This window comes from Bacteroides sp. 519, from assembly GCF_010500955.1.
Classification (GTDB): Bacteria; Bacteroidota; Bacteroidia; order Bacteroidales; family Bacteroidaceae; genus Bacteroides.
Map to the genome: position 1 here is coordinate 123,482 of NZ_QVMJ01000004.1, position 17,735 is coordinate 141,216.

The 17,735-nt window shown below is 38.1% G+C and carries 12 protein-coding genes; 2 read left to right on the forward strand and 10 right to left on the reverse strand.

The features are described from left to right. Positions 1 to 83 precede the first annotated feature (83 nt). Both D0T85_RS05380 and D0T85_RS05385 read right to left on the reverse strand, forming a co-directional pair. Positions 84 to 1,721, reverse strand: a complete 1,638-nt coding sequence (locus tag D0T85_RS05380; RefSeq protein ID WP_163210997.1) for a SusD/RagB family nutrient-binding outer membrane lipoprotein — start codon at positions 1,719 to 1,721, stop codon at positions 84 to 86. Between the two features lie 33 nt (positions 1,722 to 1,754). After that, complete coding sequence (locus tag D0T85_RS05385) at positions 1,755 to 5,129, reverse strand: SusC/RagA family TonB-linked outer membrane protein (protein ID WP_163210999.1); 3,375 nt, start codon at positions 5,127 to 5,129, stop codon at positions 1,755 to 1,757. Between the two features lie 240 nt (positions 5,130 to 5,369). Between D0T85_RS05385 and D0T85_RS05390 the strand changes: the two genes are divergently transcribed. Further along, positions 5,370 to 9,353 (forward strand): hybrid sensor histidine kinase/response regulator transcription factor, encoded by a 3,984-nt coding sequence (locus D0T85_RS05390; RefSeq protein WP_163211001.1) that lies wholly within the window; start codon positions 5,370 to 5,372, stop codon positions 9,351 to 9,353. Here D0T85_RS05390 and folK read toward each other — a convergent pair. The 8 genes from folK to D0T85_RS05430 all read right to left on the reverse strand — a co-directional run bounded on the left by folK (position 9,348) and on the right by D0T85_RS05430 (position 15,448). Then, a complete protein-coding gene (gene folK / locus D0T85_RS05395; RefSeq protein WP_163211003.1) occupies positions 9,348 to 9,791 on the reverse strand; it encodes a 2-amino-4-hydroxy-6-hydroxymethyldihydropteridine diphosphokinase in 444 nt (147 codons plus the stop codon). The two genes, D0T85_RS05390 and folK, sit on opposite strands and share 6 nt — an antisense overlap. 80 nt (positions 9,792 to 9,871) lie before the next feature. Continuing rightward, a complete protein-coding gene (queA, locus tag D0T85_RS05400) occupies positions 9,872 to 10,927 on the reverse strand; it encodes a tRNA preQ1(34) S-adenosylmethionine ribosyltransferase-isomerase QueA (RefSeq protein WP_163211005.1) in 1,056 nt (351 codons plus the stop codon). Between the two features lie 130 nt (positions 10,928 to 11,057). Then, the gene (gene truB, locus D0T85_RS05405) at positions 11,058 to 11,741 is read right to left on the reverse strand and encodes a tRNA pseudouridine(55) synthase TruB (protein WP_163211007.1); all 684 of its coding nucleotides are present in this window, start codon (positions 11,739 to 11,741) and stop codon (positions 11,058 to 11,060) included. 240 nt (positions 11,742 to 11,981) lie between these two features. Next, positions 11,982 to 12,776, reverse strand: a complete 795-nt coding sequence (locus D0T85_RS05410; RefSeq protein WP_163211009.1) for an undecaprenyl-diphosphate phosphatase — start codon at positions 12,774 to 12,776, stop codon at positions 11,982 to 11,984. A gap of 3 nt (positions 12,777 to 12,779) precedes the next feature. Continuing rightward, on the reverse strand, positions 12,780 to 13,010 hold the full coding sequence (locus tag D0T85_RS05415) for a DUF3098 domain-containing protein (protein WP_203558419.1): 231 nt from the start codon (positions 13,008 to 13,010) through the stop codon (positions 12,780 to 12,782). A 99-nt stretch (positions 13,011 to 13,109) separates the two neighbouring features. Beyond that, the gene (locus D0T85_RS05420; protein ID WP_163211011.1) at positions 13,110 to 13,991 is read right to left on the reverse strand and encodes an ABC transporter permease; all 882 of its coding nucleotides are present in this window, start codon (positions 13,989 to 13,991) and stop codon (positions 13,110 to 13,112) included. Beyond that, entirely contained in the window at positions 13,981 to 14,889 is a 909-nt protein-coding gene (locus tag D0T85_RS05425; protein WP_163211013.1) for a bifunctional 2-polyprenyl-6-hydroxyphenol methylase/3-demethylubiquinol 3-O-methyltransferase UbiG, read from the reverse strand. Before D0T85_RS05425 ends, D0T85_RS05420 begins: the two co-directional genes overlap by 11 nt. A 145-nt stretch (positions 14,890 to 15,034) precedes the next feature. Then, complete coding sequence (locus tag D0T85_RS05430) at positions 15,035 to 15,448, reverse strand: hypothetical protein (protein WP_163211015.1); 414 nt, start codon at positions 15,446 to 15,448, stop codon at positions 15,035 to 15,037. 102 nt (positions 15,449 to 15,550) lie between these two features. Between D0T85_RS05430 and metG the strand changes: the two genes are divergently transcribed. Further along, complete coding sequence (gene metG, locus D0T85_RS05435; protein ID WP_163211017.1) at positions 15,551 to 17,590, forward strand: methionine--tRNA ligase; 2,040 nt, start codon at positions 15,551 to 15,553, stop codon at positions 17,588 to 17,590. The last annotated feature ends 145 nt before the right edge of the window (positions 17,591 to 17,735 follow it).

The window sequence follows — 17,735 nt, forward strand, 5'->3', positions numbered from 1 at the left end:
CCTATCCGGGCAACCCATCACTAATAACCAATTGGTTCTACTAATTTGGATTTAAGGTTATCATAGTGTTTATATGGAGTGAATTATTTAGCCCAAAATAACTTAGTGTAATAGCTATCACCATCAGGCATCGTTTGAACTTGTTCTTGATATTTAGCTGTATTGTAACTGCGTTCAGAATTTGGGTACATTACTCTGTTTGGAGTTTCTTTCAAAACCTGAGCGGTTGGATCGCTTGGGCAATAAAGAGATGGATAACCAGTTCTACGAACCTCATTCCATGCCTGTCCACCTTGTAAGAATCCAAAATTCAGCCATTTTTGTATACCAATAATTTCTTCTTTATTAGCCGCTTTGTCCCACATTTTTTCTGCAAAAGCAATTATATCACTTTCGTTTGGCATTTCTACTTTTTTTATAGGCGATGTTGTTAGAAATGTGTTAACGGCCTCATTGTTCTGGTCGTAATAGAATTTAACTGACTCTAATACACCATCAACAAAAGCTTGTTTGGCATCACCATTTGCCCATCCTTTTTGATAAGCTTCGGCTTTCATCAAATTTACTTCGGCAGCGGTGATTATAGGACTTTTCATATTTCTATTGTATATAACCGTAGTAGAGTCTATGCGAGAATATACACGTTCAGATTCGGCTATTCCACTGGTGTTAGTTACTTGTTCATCATAAGTTTCATGAGTTGAGTAGCCTTTATATTCTCCTTTTGCATTTGTTGAATACATTACAACCAAACGCGGATCATTTTCGCCCAGTTCTTCTTTGGTAAGCATAACATCTAGCATTGCCTGATTAGCACGACTGTGATCTTTGAAGCCATCAAAAAAAGCATCACCATAGTTTAAACCAGCAGGATCGGCTGTAGATGAGGCATCGCTGTCATCTGATAATACCTGAATGTTTTCGGTTAACTGTTCAACCAAAGGATAGTTGTTGCTTAAAATTTCATTAATAACCGATTGTCCTTTCGATGCCAAGGTTCCTTGAGAGGCAACGCGTGTAGCCAAACGCAAACGAAGTGAATTACAATATTTCATCCATTTTGTAAGATCTCCACCATTAATAAAATCCTGCGCTGTTAAGTATGAAGTTGTAAGTGATGACATACTGCTGCTGAGTGATTTTAGCTCGGTATAAAGAGTTCCAAGATTATCAAGCATCATAGTATACAAGTCGGCAGCATTATCATAAGATGGATACGAAGTAACTACATCACCAGTAATTGCCAAATAACCAGCAGTACTAAAAGGCACATCACCAAAAACATCGATCACTTGCGACAGATGATCATACACAAATATTTCGGACAGTATAGAGAATACCCTGAATGTTGTTTTTCCTTCATCAGTTAATTTATCATATGTGTTTTGTAATACTCTGAATTGAGTCAGCACTTTATAAAAGTTTATCCAACGGTCATTTGCATAACTGTCATTGATTGAATAGACGCTTCCCTCCGAATTTGTAAAACCAATAGTTTGTGCATATTTGGATAACCCATTGTTTTCCCATGTCCACATGCGCCAATAAGAATTGTAGGTATATTGTGCCCCTGTGAAAAACACTCCTGTCATGAGCTTTTCACAAGAAACAGTTGCCGTTTGGCCCGGATTTGCATACTTTTTGGTATAGTCATCATCAGAACAAGCACTGAAACCGCATACCATCATCAACCCTAATAGTAGTGAAAATATATTTTTCATTTCTTTGTTTTTTTAGTTAAATAAATTTCTTTGCTAGAAACTTGCACGTAACGATACTCCAAACGAACGGGTAGTAGCAGTAGAGCCCCCAAGTTGTGTTTGCGAAATCCAATTAGTTGCATCAGATGCTTCTGCATCAAATGCAGGCATGTTTCTATAGATGTAGAACAGGTTGCGTCCGTAAATTGACACTTGTAAACTTCTACAAGCAAATTTTGAAAGCAATTTCGATGGCAAATTATAGCCAATAGAAAGTTCGCGTACTTTTATATAAGAATTATCAAAAACAGATTGTCCATAATATACTTTTCCTGACGGATTAGAGCCTCCCCAACCATAAGTATATGTATAATAACTATCTGCTCCAATCATAACATCGTTAGGGGTTCCATCTTCTTTCACACCATTAAGAATTACACCGTTGTCATATACTTTTTGTCCATTAGGTCCGGTTGTTCCAGTGTGAGGCACACAAGTTGTTCCATCCAGATAATAAGTTAAACCACCATGTTTGGTATCACGATATTTCATTGACTCAACTAAAGTACCCTGTCTCATCATGTATTGATAAGGAGTATTCATTACAGCACCACCCACACGATAATCGAGTGATAAATCGAAGAAGAAATCTTTGTAAGTTACAGTGGTTGCAAAACCTCCTGTAAATTTAGGCAATGCATTACCTACTCTTACAACCTCATCAGTTAGTTTGTAATATCCATCGGAAGTTACAATGTTATTGCCATTTTCATCTTTGGCAGGCATCAATGCATAAATGTCTCCCATTGGACGTCCTACAATAGAGTACATATAGGCCGAGCCACCATCCAGGTTCCAATGCTCTAGTTTATCAATACCTTCATTCAATTTCGTAACTTTGTTTCTATACCAAGAGAAGTTGGTGCGAAGTTCCCAGTTGAAGTCTTTGGTGCGAATAGGGCTACCATATAATGAGAGTTCAAAACCTTTGTTTTGTAACTCACCCACATTCATCCAAATACTTGTTCCACCAGATGAGCCAGGCATTGTGGTTTTCAAAATCTGATCTTCAATTCTGTTTGTATAGAAAGATGCATCGAACCCTAAACGGTTACCAAAGAACTTACCTTCTAAACCAATTTCCCATTCATATTTCTTTTCTGGTTTAACATTCTCGTTTCCTAACTCCTGACCTATTGTATTGTAGATGTAACCACCTGCTGATTTTTGTGTATAACCTTGAGTTGCTTTATAAATCTCTGGAGCATTACCTACTACACCATACGATAAACGGATTTTTCCATAATCATGCCATGTAGGTTTACTGTCTTTCATCAGCTCAGTATATACAATACTGGCATTTGCCGATGGGTAAAAGAACGAGTTGTTTCCTTTGGCTAAAGTAGAAATTTTTTCTTGCCGTGCAGTACCTTCTAAATAAGCCCAGTTATCATAAGAGAGGCTTAATGTTCCTAGCCAAGCTGTTTTAAGGAATTCTGATTTATACATGCTTGCCCCTTTGGGAGAAGGTCCGGCGCTTGCGTTCAGGTGAAACCAGTTCTCTACAGACAAACCACCAGATGTACCCACAGTGCTACTGAACGCGGTTTCAGTTCTACCTGTCCAGCCTACCATTGCGCTTAAATCCAATTTGTCGGTAAGTTTCATGTCATAGTTCAACATTATATCACCAAAAACAGTTTGATAGCGTGCGTTTTCAAGACCATAGTATCCACTATAGTTACCAAAAGAGAGAGATTGTTCTGTGCTTTCTTTTTTCTCTATTTTTTCTGTAGTATAATCTGTAGCAATACGTCCACGCAAAGTTAAGCCATTAATAATTTGCCAACTTGGAGCAATACTGGCTATTAAACGGTTACTGGTTTCCAATTGCTCTTTAGCAAGGATATTCCAATAATACTCTGACTGCAAAGAAGAAATATATGGTGTATACTCCAAACCTTCGTTGGGTGTTAATTGAGTTTCTGCATTATATAGTTGATTGAGATAACCTAAGCTAGTTCTTGTACTATTTCTTAAATATGCAATATCATCATACGGTCCAAACATACCTGTGAAGTTATTCGTCAAACGACTGATACGATAGGGACGGTTTTTAATATCTTGCAGAATATAGTTTGCTGTATAGTCAACCTTTAATGTTTCTGATATTTTGTGACTACCTGTTAGGTTGAAATTGTGTTTTTTATATGTAGAGTTATACTGAGTAGGTAGATTGTCCACATATGTATAAGATAAACGCATATTGCCTTTATCTGTACCATTTGTTATGGCAACATTGTATTGTTGATTGTATCCGGTACGGAATAATTCTTTCCATGGATTTTTATTAATCACCTGATATGAACGCATTGTTCCATCATAATATAATACTTCTTTGCTGCTATCATATTTAGGACCATAATAGTAACCTGTAGCCATAATAGAGTTACGTTCAATTCCATTTCTGTCTTTACGCAAGTACCAACCATCTTCCCAATCAGTGTGTCCGCCATTGTTGGTACTGCGTGCATTTACACGTGTACCTGGTCCATAAGTTGTTTGGTATTCAGGCATATAAGCTACATAATCGGCTGTAATGCTAGCGTTAAGGTCTACGCCAAAACCTTTACTTCCTTTACCGTTTTTTGTTGTAATCATTACCACCCCATTAGCAGCTTCCGAACCATATAATGCAGATGCAGACGCACCTTTCAAGATAGAAAGCGTTTCAATATCTTCCGGATTAATGTCGGCTAAACCGTTTGAGTTAATACGTTGGTCTGTCCAGTAGCCACTTTCATTGGCATTACCATTACGAATGGGTACACCATCAACTATGATAAGTGGTTGGTTGTTACCTGTAATAGAGTTCAATCCACGTACGTTAATAGAGATAGATCCTGTAGCACCACCTGGAGCGGTTTGAATACGTACCCCTGATGCTTTACCATAAAGGGCAGAACCTAGATTCTGAGATGCTGTTTTAGTTAACTCGCCTGCACCAATAGTGCTAACTGCGTAACCCAACTTCTTTGCGTCCTTCTTGATACCCAAAGCAGTTACTACCACTTCGTCTAGCGTTTGGGCATCTTCTTTCATGTTAACAATAAGATTACTTTGCCCGTTAACTTGAATTTCTTGTGTCTCATAGCCTGTAAATGAAACAACCAGTATTTGATTGTCACTTACTTCGATAGAAAACTTCCCGTCAAAATTAGTAATAGTACCTGTTGAAGTACCTTTCACTAATACAGATGCACCAATAACAGGACCATAATCGTCCAGTACTGTACCTGTAACTTTCCGCTTTTTTTGATCGATGGAATTAATTCCGAAAGTTTGTGAGTCCGTAGCAAATACACTCCCGGAAAAGCACACTGCCAGAACCAGCAAAAGTGTGCAATAAAACTTTTTCACTTTAAGCATAATTAGATCTTAAGTTAATAATAGTATTAGATAAAACTGTTTAGAAAAAACAGCATTAATCAATTGCTGCATTCTTCTGCTCCAAAACTATGAAGTATTCTTTTTACGAACGCATAAGTAAGTTCTTTTTGCATAGCGCCACTGTTCGTCGAACGATTTTAGGGTATAATCGAACGAAACTGTTATATAAACAACAGTAATTAGTACTAAAATTGTATATAAATATCCAAATTAACCTATATGAAAGCACAGTCACTTGCATTTTTACTTTTGTTTTTGTGTAATACTTTCGCTCTGTCTCGTAACATATATTTCCAGCAATTGGGAAGTATTGATGGGCTCTCACAATCATCAGCAGTCTCAATCTGGCAAGACACATTGGGCAGAATGTGGATAGGTAATGATGCATTAAACTGTTACGATGGAGAAAATGTGGAAACCTTTCGCCTATCTACTTACTTTAGAGGCGTTGAAGATGCTAATGTACATGCAATAACCGGAAATCATTCTTCACTGTTTGCGCTAGTAGAAGATAAACTTATAAGAATGGATCTCGAAACCAAAAAACTTCATCTTACAGATATAAAAACCAATTCTATTTATTGTTTAAATAATAGGGTGTACTATTTCGGGAATGGTGGATTTAATGAATACAACTGGGAAACAGGCGAGGTGAACCAGTTAGTTGTAATGCCCGATCACATCACTGGAGTGAAAGATATACTTTATGTAGGAAACGATGTGTTTTGGCTCGCATCGCCTCAGGGCATATTTATTGTAGATGTTCAGTTGAGAACAATTAGAATGAGAATGCTCGAAAACGAAAGTACTGATTGCTTATATAAAGATTCGAACAATTATATTTGGATTATAACACGCTCTGCAAAAATATACACCACAAGACCAGGTTCGTATATACCACAACTGCTCAAGATAGATACTGCCGGATATCAGGAACCTAGTACCATTTTTTGTGTAATGGAAGATAAAATTGGTTCTATCTGGTTGGGTACGCTGTCGGGGCTGTATCAAATTAAGAAGGATATATATGGAAATAACGAGCAGGCAACCATTGTAAATCATGTATTGCCCGAATCGAACATTTACGCACTTTGTTTAGACCAGCAGGGCAGTTTGTGGGTAGGGTCTTATTATGGTAATGTAAGGTACTTCAACCCTGAGGTAGATAATTATACATATTATGCAACTGATGAAAACCACCGCAAACGTTTACACGGAGCTGTAATTGGTAAAATGATTGAGGATGATAATCAAATCCTTTACATTGCCACAGAAGGCAGCGGTATAAATATAAAGCATGCCGACTTTGAAAGCTTTTATCATTTAAAGAAAAAGGATGGCTTACGCAATAATAAAATCAGGAGCTTATGGCTGGATAGAATAAATAAGCGTCTTTTCATCAGCGAGTATATGCAGGGAATCAGTTACTATAATCTGGAAAAAAAACAAATCCATTCAATTAATGATTCTATTTTAAACAGTGCTTATAAGAGGATTATTGAAGAAATGATTCCCTATAAACAATATCTTATATTAAGAACACAAGATGGCATATTTTGCCTTCATACCGGAACCTTGAAAATCAGCAGGTTGTTTGATGACGAAGAACTTCATAGTCTATGCTCAGGTATTACAAGAACTATTTTTGTTGACAAGAATGATGTTCTATGGGTTTCGTCTTACACTCATGGGCTATTTACAGTGAACTTAAAAACAAACCAGATTCTCAAGTATTATGGTGACGGCATTAAAAATAAGCAGCATATTCCAAGTGCAGTAGTTGACATCTGCGAACATAGCAAAAAAGGAATATTTATGGCCACACTCAATGCTGGTGTGCTTGCTTACGATAATAAAAAGGATGAATTCATTAGCTACATAGAAGAAAATAATCAGATTATAAGCAATATTGCTTATAATGTAAGGTTTTCATGGTACGATAATCTGATTGTAACCACCAATAGAGGAATATCCATATTGAATCTCACTACACGAGATCAAGTAAACTCCATACATCATATTCCTCTTTCCAACTCATACCCATTGGGTGCTTTGAGTGGAGATTGTGGAATACTCTCATCGCGTTTTTCAGACAGAATATATATTGGTGGGTTGTATGGCTTGTTGTGCTTTTCTGAAAAAGATCTAATAGTAGATAAGTCCGAGTATTCGCTTTACTTTTCATCTCTTTCCATAAATAACATTCCTATTGAGGTTTCGTCTGGTATTCTCCCAAAGCCTCTATTTAAAGCATCAAAGATATCTCTGCCATACAAACACAACACATTTACTATTGATTTTGCTATAACTAATTATCTTTCTACTAAAGAAAATGTGTTTGAGTATAAAATGGATGGGATTGATGAGCATTGGAATATTACTCAATATAAGAGTATTACATATAATTCACTTCCTCCAGGAAAGTATACATTACTTGTAAGAGAGAAAAATAATATCAACAAGACGATTGAACTTGATATTCATATTCAATCATCAGCATGGACATCTTTCCCTGCAATTATTGCATATTTAATTTTACTGGGTATAGTACTACTTTTCATTGTTCGTTTTGCAAAAAACAGAACCATTTTGTTAGCATCGCTGGCCAGCAAGAAAAATGAAATAACACAGATCGAAGAGATTAATAAAAACCGGATGGATCTCTTTATCAATCTGTCTAACGAGTTTCGTACTCCAGTAACATTAATACTTTCGCAAACCGAACGGTTAATTCGTGAAATGCCACACAATGTCCAAAAAAAGTTGGATAAGATAAAGGTGCAGACACTGCGGTTACAAGATCTTATCTCAGAGCTGAACGACATACGGAGGATTGAGCAGAACAACCTCAAACTTAATGTTGTAGCAATAGAGCTGAATCTTTTTCTTGAAAAAATCTATGATATCTATGTTGATTTTGCCAGCGACAAAAAAGTTACTTATAAATATTTACAATCCGAAGAATATATTTATGCATTTATAGACCTCAAACTCTTTCAGAAGGTTATCTACAATTTGCTTGCTTTTGTTTTTGATTTTGCAACAAAAAAAGATTCTATTTCTTTGTGCCTTAACAGAAAAAACGAACAAATTGAAGTATCAATAAAGTATAATGGTTTGGCTCTGCAAAAAGAAACATGCGATTATTTAACCAAATTGATGAATAGTGACACTGTACATATCAGTGAATTTTCCTCGCTCACTGGTGGAGGTATGAGCCTGCTGTTTAGTAAACGAATTATTATATTACACAAAGGAGAGATTCAATTGGAGGTAGGCGAGAATGAGTTAATTTTCACTATCAGGTTGAATATGGGAAACTCTCATTTCAAAAATGAAGAGATTCAGATTAATCATCTAAACCAAGAAGATTATTCTGTTGTGCAATTAAATAAACTACCAGAGGAAGAAGAATTGAAATCAGAACAAGAATCACAAACAGGTAAGCAAAGAATTAAATTGTTGCTTGTGGAAAATAACGATGATATACGGCTTCTTTTAAAAGAAATGTTTTCATTTAACTATGAAGTGATTGAAATGGATAATGCGAAAGAGGCTTACGAGTACGCAAGCAATCAGGAAATAGATATCATTATATCGGAGATTATGATTCCGGAAACAAATGGAATAGAGTTGTGTAATATGCTAAAGAACAACATACGTACGTTTCATATCCCAGTTATTTTACTGTCTTCCCAGCCTTCCGAAAAACAAGAGATTGAAAGTATCAGGGTTGGAGCCGATGAATATATTGTTAAGCCGTTTAATGTTGACATCTTGATATTAAAGTGCAATCAACTGGTGAAGAAAACGCAAAAGCTTTCGCACTATCATAATAGTCATGTACAGCAAACTGATGAGGAAATGACTACCAATAAGCGCGATAGGGAGTTTCTGGCACTTGCGCGCCAAGTAGTAGAGAATAATCTGAGTAATCCAAATTTCGACACTTCAATTTGGAGTAAGGAACTGGGGGTTGGAAGAACACGTTTGTTTAGCCAGATTAAAAACATCACAGGAATGACGCCGAATGATTATCTGTTACAGATGAAACTCAATAAATGCTTGGTGTTATTGAGTGAAAACGGATTGACTATTGGTGAGATTGCCTATCAACTGGGCTTTTCTAGTCCGGCTTATTTCAGTAAATGCTTTAAAAATCATTATGGCATTACACCAGCCGACTACCGGAAGAAACTATAGTTCTTTCATTGTTTTTAATAATACCGGATGAATTACATCGGGAGCAATCTCCACAAGTGGTTCCATAACAAAGGAGCGTTGTGTCATTAACGGATGGGGCAATACCAGCTCGTTGGTGTTTAAAATAAGGTCGTTGTAGAGAAGAATATCAATATCGATTATGCGGTCGGCATAAGATTTATTTATGCTTTTGGCTGTTCTGCCCAATTGCTTTTCTATTTTTTTGGTTACAGCAAGAAGCTCGAAAGGCGACAGTTTGGTATCGACAGCTAAGGCCGCATTCAGAAAAGTGTTATCCGAGTCAAATCCCCAAGGCTCGGTTTCATAAAAAGCGGATAGGGATACAACATTCCCTACCCGCTTATTTATTTCGTCCACAGCATTCCGAAGATTTTCTTCTTTGTTGCCTAAATTGGTTCCTAGACTGAGGTATATCATAAGTTAGGAGTAGTGAGTTATGAGTTTTGAGTACTATGCAGAATAAAACTCATAACTCACTACTCATCACTCATTACTTTTTAATCAACAATCAACATTGCATCGCCATACGTACCGAAGCGGTAATCTTCTTTCAGGGCGGTGTTGTATGAATCCATAATCAGATCGTATCCTCCAAAAGCGGCAGTAATCATCAACAGGGTCGATAATGGCATGTGGAAGTTCGATATCATGCTGTTGGCCACAGTGAAGTCGTACGGTGGGAAGATAAATTTGTTTGTCCAGCCTTCGTACGATTTAAGATGCCCGTCGGTACTAACTGTACTTTCAATGGCCCTCATTACTGTTGTACCTACAGCACATACATTTTTATGAATGTCTTTTGCATTATTAATAATAGAAACTGCTTCGGGTGTTACAGTCATTTGCTCCGAGTCCATTTTGTGCTTCGTTAGGTCTTCTACATCAATATCGCGGAAGTTTCCTAAACCGGCATGCAAAGTTACATAAGCAAAGTTGATACCTTTAATTTCTAAACGTTTCAATAATTCACGGCTAAAGTGCAGGTTTGCAGTTGGTGCAGTTACGGCTCCTTCATTGCGTGCAAAAATAGATTGGAAACGGTCGGCATCTTCCGGCTCAACCGGACGGTTAATAATGGTACGTGGTAGTGGAGTTTCGCCTAAAGCATACAATGCTTTTTTGAATTCATCGTGTGGACCATCGTACAAGAAACGCAATGTACGTCCGCGCGATGTGGTATTGTCTATTACTTCGGCCACCATTGAGTCGTCATCGCCAAAATAGAGTTTGTTTCCTATTCTTATTTTACGAGCGGGGTCTACCAATACATCCCATAAGCGAAGTTCTTCATTCAGCTCGCGCAACAAGAACACTTCAATACGGGCACCTGTTTTTTCCTTGTTTCCATAAAGGCGGGCAGGGAATACCTTAGTGTCGTTAAAAACAAAGACATCATCTTCATTAAAATACTCCAGGATATCCTTAAAGATTTTGTGCTCTACTTTACCTGTTTTTCTGTGAACAACCATCAAGCGAGATTCATCCCTGTATTTGGTAGGATGCAACGCTATTTTCTCTTCGGGGAGCTTAAATTTGAATTGCGACAGTTTCATATTATTTAAGTTTTTGAGTTTATAGTTTTTAAGTTTATAAGTTGAGTTTATAGTTTTTAAGTTTATAAGTTTATAGTTTTGAATTGCCTTCTATGCCGCATCGTAACTTAAAAACTATAAACTTAAAAACTTATAAACTCAAAAGCCATTCGGCGAATTGATCAACATTCATACAATCATCCAGTTTAACATCTCCAATCCGCGTACGTATTAATCCGGTTAGATGGGCGCCACTGTTCAGGGCTTCACCAATATCTCTTGCCAGTGCACGTATATACGTTCCTTTGCTACAAACAACTCTTATTTTTATTTCGGGCAGGTTACATTCAAGTAACTCTATTTCATCAATAACCAATAGTTTTGGTTTAAGTTCAACCTCTTCACCTTTACGGGCAAGATCGTAAGCCCGTTTACCATCTATTTTACATGCCGAAAAAGCTGGTGGTACCTGCTGTATTTCGCCTATAAACTTCTTTAGAGTTTCTTCAACCATCTCACAGGTTATGTGTTCTGTGGGATATGTGGCATCTATCTCTTTTTCCAAGTCGAACGACGGGGTAGTTGCCCCAAGCCGCAGAGTAGCTATGTACTCTTTGGTATGATATTGAAACTCTTCTATTCGTTTGGTAGCTTTACCTGTACAGATAATCATTACACCTGTTGCCAGAGGATCGAGAGTACCTGCATGACCAACTTTCAACTTCTTTACGTTTAACTTTCTACACAACTGATACCGTATCCGGTTTACCAGATTGAAGGAGGTCCATTCGTATGGTTTGTCCAGATAGAGAACCTCGCCTGCTTTAAAATCCATTGTTTTTAATGTGCCAGTGTGCCAATATGCCAATGTGCCAATTGGCTGGCGCGTTATTATATTATTATACAATCTTACTATTACTAAAATTATTCATACTATAGAATGGCAGGAGTTATCGCTTCGCTAGGAGTTAAAGGAGTTAAAGCTTTAGATGCTCTGAAGTATCTTAGAGCTATAACTCCTAAGGAGCGAAGCTCCTGATAACTCCCTTTAACTACTTCCATTCTGGAATTCAGTTTAGAATAATGAATATACAAGGGTTACCACCCCTGCTATGGCACAGTAAATTGCAAAATAAATCAGTTTTCCTTTCTTCACTATATTAATCATCCACTTACAGGCAAAACAACCGGATATGAAAGCTGCCAGAAAACCTATCACTAACGATATAGTAGGTATGCCTGATGCTTCGGCACTGAAACCGCCTTTCATTAAATCGAGGAATGCTTCGCCCAGAATAGGAACCAATACCATCAAGAAAGAGAACTGTGCAATGTTTTCTTTCTTGTTGCCTAACAATAGGCCGGTTGCAATGGTAGTACCCGAGCGCGACAGTCCGGGAAATATAGCGCAAGCCTGTGAAATACCAATTATGAAAGCATCTTTCATTGATATTTTTTCTTTCTGCCGGGGTTTATAGTAATAAGAGAAAGAAAGCAATGCGGCTGTTACCAACAACATGCAACCAACTATCAATAAACCCTCGCCAAAGATGGCAGAAACTTCGTCTTTAAAAAACACTCCTACAATACCTATTGGTATCATCGAAATAATAATGTTTGTTACATAGCGGGTTTCGTCGTTCCACTGAAACTTAAATAAACCTTTAAACAACCATTCTATTTCTTTCCACAGAACTACAATTGTACTTAATACCGTTGCGGCGTGTACAGCTATGGCAAAGGTTAGATTCTCTTCTCCACTAATACCAAAAAGAGCAGAACCTATTGCCAAGTGCCCACTACTACTTACCGGAAGATATTCGGTTAACCCCTGAATAAGTCCCAGTATCAATGCTTCAAACCAACTCATGTTTTATTTCTTTGCTTTTGGTTTGCGCAAAATAGCGTATATCATTGAAATAAAACCCAAAAAGCAAACGGCAGGGGCTACTTTAATTCTTCTGGTACTGAAAATGTCTGGCTCAAACGCAGTTTCGGTAGAAGCTGGTCCGGTCATTAAAATAAAACCAAGAATGACAACAGCCATTCCTATTCCTAACAAAATAAAGTTAGTCTTGTCGAATGCAAATTTTTGTTTATCCATTATTTTAAGTTTTTGAGTTTTTAAGTTTTTGAGTTTTTGAGTTTTTGAGTTGTTAGGTCTATCTTCCTTAAAAACTCAAAAACTTAAGAACTCAAAAACTTATATATAGTACAACGTATTAGCCTTCATCCTCAAGTATTTATTGATGGAGAAGTAAGCACACAGAAAAGTAATAAGTATTCCGAATGCTAGAACTACCCCCATAACTATCAGCATGATATCCGGCGATATAACTCTTAATAAATCCGGTTCGTAGGTTATTAGCCAGTAGGCTGCACCTATCAGGATTGTGTTTGCCAATAGAGCTGCCAAAATACCGCTCCATATATTTTTCCAGATAAAAGGTTTCCGTATAAATCCCCAACTGGCTCCTACCAGTTTCATGGTATGAATAAGGAAACGCTTTGAATAAATGCCGAGCTTAATGGTGTTGTTTATCAGTTCGAAAGAGATGAGTGTTAAAACAACTGCGAATATCAGTAATATAATACTTATGTTGCGCATATTCTCGTTTACGGCATCAATCAATTCTTTTCTGTAGGATATTTCTTCAATGTTTGAGTTTTGCTTTATCAGTTTCTCTATTTTGGCAATACTGTCTGAGTTTGTGTATGCCGAGTTTAGTTTGATTTCCAGGGATGCACGGAATGGGTTATATCCCAGAAACTCTTCTGGATCGGTACCCATTGCTTCGGTATGTTCTTTTAAGGCCTGATCTTTGGATATATATATCGACTCTTTTACAAAAGGTTCTTTGTTGTACTTTGATTGCAGAATAAGTATATCTGCTTCTTTCATTTCGTCACTGATGAGTAGGGAAAAAGTGAGATTCTCGCGAACATATACCGACAGATTACCGGCTGCCAGGACAAAGAAAGCTACGAGTCCCAGTAGCAGTAACACCAACATAGTACTTATGGTCGAGGTTAGAAACTGCAAATCAAAATATGATGGTGCATTATTTTTCTTCTTACTTGCCATTACGTTTTTTTCTGAAAATGTAAATCATCGAACTACTTTTGTCCTTCTTTGCCAAAGTTTTCAAGCGGAACCAGGCACCCATGGACATTCCTTTAATAAACGCAGAACTGTTGCCCTTGTTCTTCTCACTTAGCATTGATATATAAAAGGCATCAAACGGCATGGCGTACCGTGATGCTAAAACAAAGTTATGTTTGGCGCCCCACTTCTGTATGGTGGCAGGTGTAAAATGCCACAAATGGCGAGGTACATCATAAGCTGCCCATTGCTCTTTATAGTACTCGGCATCGTACGATGCACAGTTGGGAACAGCAATGATCAGAAATCCTGTATCTTTGAGCAATGTATGAAGATTGGCCCATACTTGATCCAGGTTTTCCAGATGCTCCATAACATGCCAAAGTGTTATAACATCAAAAGTTTGAGGCTTGAAAGTGTTTAATGCGCTTTCGTTGTGTACATTAAGGTTGAATTTCTCTTTGGCATAAATGCGGGTTTGCTCATTCTTCTCAATGGCTTCAACATCCCAACCTTCTTTCTGCATTGCAGCAGGAAAATAGCCGGTACCGGTGCCTATATCTAATAATTTACCTGTTTTAAGTAGTGAGGTGGTAAGTACTAATTGGGTTTTCTTCTTTAGCATTTGTTTCCGCACACGATGATAGAGCCTGTTTACCAGGCCTTTATGGGTGTCGGAATGCGAGATGTAATTGGTAGAATTGTAATATTGGTCTATTTCGGATCCTTGTGGAAAATTTTGCGTAAACTTGAAGCCGCATTCCTTGCAACAGAACACGTCGAACTGTTCGCCTGACACAAAGCTGTCGGTACAGGTTAGTTCCTTTTCCAGACATGCATTATTGCACAGCGGACAACTTTTTATATTAAATTTATTCATTACCTACCTTCTGATACAGACCTGAATGTCAACCGACACACATGTACACTTTCTACCCTAATTTGGTGCAAAGAAACAAATAAATTACTATTTAAAGTTCTTTCGTTAAGGTCTTTTAATATATAGGTAGGTAAGTGAGCTATAACTAATCAACTCTTTTCCATACGGCAGTCTCGTAGAAACCTACAAGACACCATGCGCCTTCCGTTTCCGAATAATCGTATGTTTCATACAACTTATTCCCTTTAATAGTGAATTTAATGGCTGTGCGGTTACCGGGAACACCAAAGTAAACCACTCCTGACTCTAAGGTATATTCGGATTTAAAGCTCTCCCTGTCTGGATAATCAATATGGTACGTTCCGTCTGATTTAAACTCTTGTATAGTGCCAGGTGCATCTTTTTGAGTACCTTGCCCTCCGTATATACTCGATTCTACTAACTCCCATTTTCCATACAACGCCGAATCAGGATATATTTTTCCTTCATTATCACAAGAGAGAAACAGGCCAGACGCAGTAAATGCAAACAAAACAATAAATATCAACTTGATTTTCATAATACCAATTTATTAGTTACTATTAAATAAATGCAAGTTATTTGAAAGTACTGCATGAACTTTAATATTATCTTTGCATGCAGAAAAAAATGTTAAAGATATATGGAAAAGAAATTCAAACGAACCACCGTAACCTCGGCATTGCCCTATGCTAACGGGCCGGTTCATATTGGTCACATGGCTGGTGTATATGTTCCAGCCGATATCTATGTGCGGTATCTCCGGTTAAAGAAAGAAGATGTTATTTTCATTGGCGGGTCCGATGAACATGGTGTGCCCATTACCATACGGGCTAAGAAAGAAGGTGTAACCCCACAGGATATTGTTGACCGTTTCCATAACCTGATCAAAGACTCGTTCGAAAAATTCGGAATTTCTTTTGATATCTATTCGCGTACAACATCGAAAACACATCATGATTTAGCGTCGCAGATATTCCGTACTATATATGATAAGAACGGGTTTATTGAACAGACTTCCGAACAGTATTATGATGAAGAGGCACATCAGTTCCTGGCCGACAGGTATATCACCGGCGAGTGTCCTCACTGCCATTCGGAAGGGGCTTATGGCGACCAGTGTGAAAAATGTGGCACATCCCTCTCGCCTACCGATTTAATTAATCCGAAGAGTACCATCAGCGGAAGCAAACCAGTAATGAAAGAAACCAAACACTGGTATCTGCCACTCGACCAACACGAAGCATGGTTGCGCAAATGGATTCTGGAAGATCACAAAGAATGGCGTCCAAATGTTTACGGACAGTGCAAAAGCTGGTTGGATATGGGGTTACAGCCCCGGGCGGTAAGTCGTGATCTTGATTGGGGTATCCCTGTTCCGGTTGAAGGTGCCGATGGTAAAGTACTCTATGTATGGTTCGATGCGCCGATTGGTTACATTTCTAACACCAAAGAATTGTTGCCCGATTCATGGGAAACATGGTGGAAAGATGAAGATACACGCTTGGTACATTTTATAGGAAAGGATAATATTGTATTCCACTGCATTGTATTCCCCGCTATGTTGAAAGCCGAGGGTAGTTACATTTTGCCCGATAATGTTCCGGGAAATGAGTTCCTGAATCTGGAAGGCGATAAGATTTCAACTTCGCGCAACTGGGCTGTGTGGCTGCACGAGTATCTGGAAGACTTCCCCGGCAAACAAGATGTATTGCGTTATGTACTTACCGCAAATGCGCCCGAATCAAAGGATAACGACTTTACCTGGAAAGATTTTCAGGCACGCAATAATAACGAGTTGGTGGCTGTTTACGGTAATTTTGTTAACCGCGCACTGGTGCTTACACATAAATATTTTGAAGGCAAAGTACCCCAGAGGGGCGAACTTACCGATTACGACCAGGAAACGCTGAAAGAGTTTGCCGATGTAAAATTGGAAGTAGAAAAATTGCTTGATATATTTAAATTCCGCGATGCACAGAAAGAAGCCATGAATCTGGCGCGTATCGGTAACAAATATCTTGCTGATACCGAGCCCTGGAAGTTAGCCAAAACAGATATGGCCCGTGTTGCTACTATACTAAATATAAGTATGCAGTTGGTTGCCAACTTATCTATTGCTTTTGAGCCCTTCCTTCCATTCAGTTCGAAGAAGCTGCGCGAAATGCTTAATATGGAAACATTCGATTGGGCAACACTGGGAAGCACCGATCTGCTTGCTGCCGGACATCCTTTGAATAAAGCCGAATTGTTATTCGAAAAACTGGAAGATGATGTTATCGATGCACAAATTCAAAGATTAGCCGATATTAAAAAGGCGAATGAAGAGGCCAACTATAAAGCCAAACCCATACGCGAGAACATTGCTTTCGACGACTTTACCAAACTGGATATCCGTGTAGGAACAGTATTAGAGTGCCAAAAGGTTCCTAAGGCCGATAAGCTTCTTCAATTCAAGATTGACGACGGACTGGAAACCCGCACTATTGTTTCGGGAATAGCGATGTACTACAAACCCGAAGATCTTGTTGGCAAACAGGTGTGCTTTATTGCTAACCTGGCACCCCGCAAATTAAAAGGAATTGTTTCGGAAGGCATGATTCTAAGCGCCGAGAACAACGATGGTACATTGGCGGTTATCACTCCCGAAAAGCTTGTTAAACCGGGAAGTGAGGTGAAATAAGATTCAAGAATAGAAGGAGTTAATTGGAGTTATAGCGAAGCGATAACTCCTTTAACTCCAAAAGGAGAATTACTTAACCTAAACCTAACATTGCTTAACCTAAACTTAACGTAAGCTATTCAAGCAACAAAGCTACAAGCCTCCA

Coding starts and splice junctions, on each gene's coding strand:
- D0T85_RS05385 (WP_163210999.1), bottom strand. CDS start 5,129: ATGCTTAAAGTGAAAAAGTTTTATTGCACACTTTTGCTGGTTCTGGCA.
- D0T85_RS05390 (WP_163211001.1), top strand. CDS start 5,370: ATGAAAGCACAGTCACTTGCATTTTTACTTTTGTTTTTGTGTAATACT.
- D0T85_RS05415 (WP_203558419.1), bottom strand. CDS start 13,010: ATGGATAAACAAAAATTTGCATTCGACAAGACTAACTTTATTTTGTTA.
- truB (WP_163211007.1), bottom strand. CDS start 11,741: ATGGATTTTAAAGCAGGCGAGGTTCTCTATCTGGACAAACCATACGAA.
- metG (WP_163211017.1), top strand. CDS start 15,551: ATGGAAAAGAAATTCAAACGAACCACCGTAACCTCGGCATTGCCCTAT.
- D0T85_RS05420 (WP_163211011.1), bottom strand. CDS start 13,991: ATGGCAAGTAAGAAGAAAAATAATGCACCATCATATTTTGATTTGCAG.
- queA (WP_163211005.1), bottom strand. CDS start 10,927: ATGAAACTGTCGCAATTCAAATTTAAGCTCCCCGAAGAGAAAATAGCG.
- folK (WP_163211003.1), bottom strand. CDS start 9,791: ATGATATACCTCAGTCTAGGAACCAATTTAGGCAACAAAGAAGAAAAT.
- D0T85_RS05430 (WP_163211015.1), bottom strand. CDS start 15,448: ATGAAAATCAAGTTGATATTTATTGTTTTGTTTGCATTTACTGCGTCT.
- D0T85_RS05380 (WP_163210997.1), bottom strand. CDS start 1,721: ATGAAAAATATATTTTCACTACTATTAGGGTTGATGATGGTATGCGGT.
- D0T85_RS05410 (WP_163211009.1), bottom strand. CDS start 12,776: ATGAGTTGGTTTGAAGCATTGATACTGGGACTTATTCAGGGGTTAACC.
- D0T85_RS05425 (WP_163211013.1), bottom strand. CDS start 14,889: ATGAATAAATTTAATATAAAAAGTTGTCCGCTGTGCAATAATGCATGT.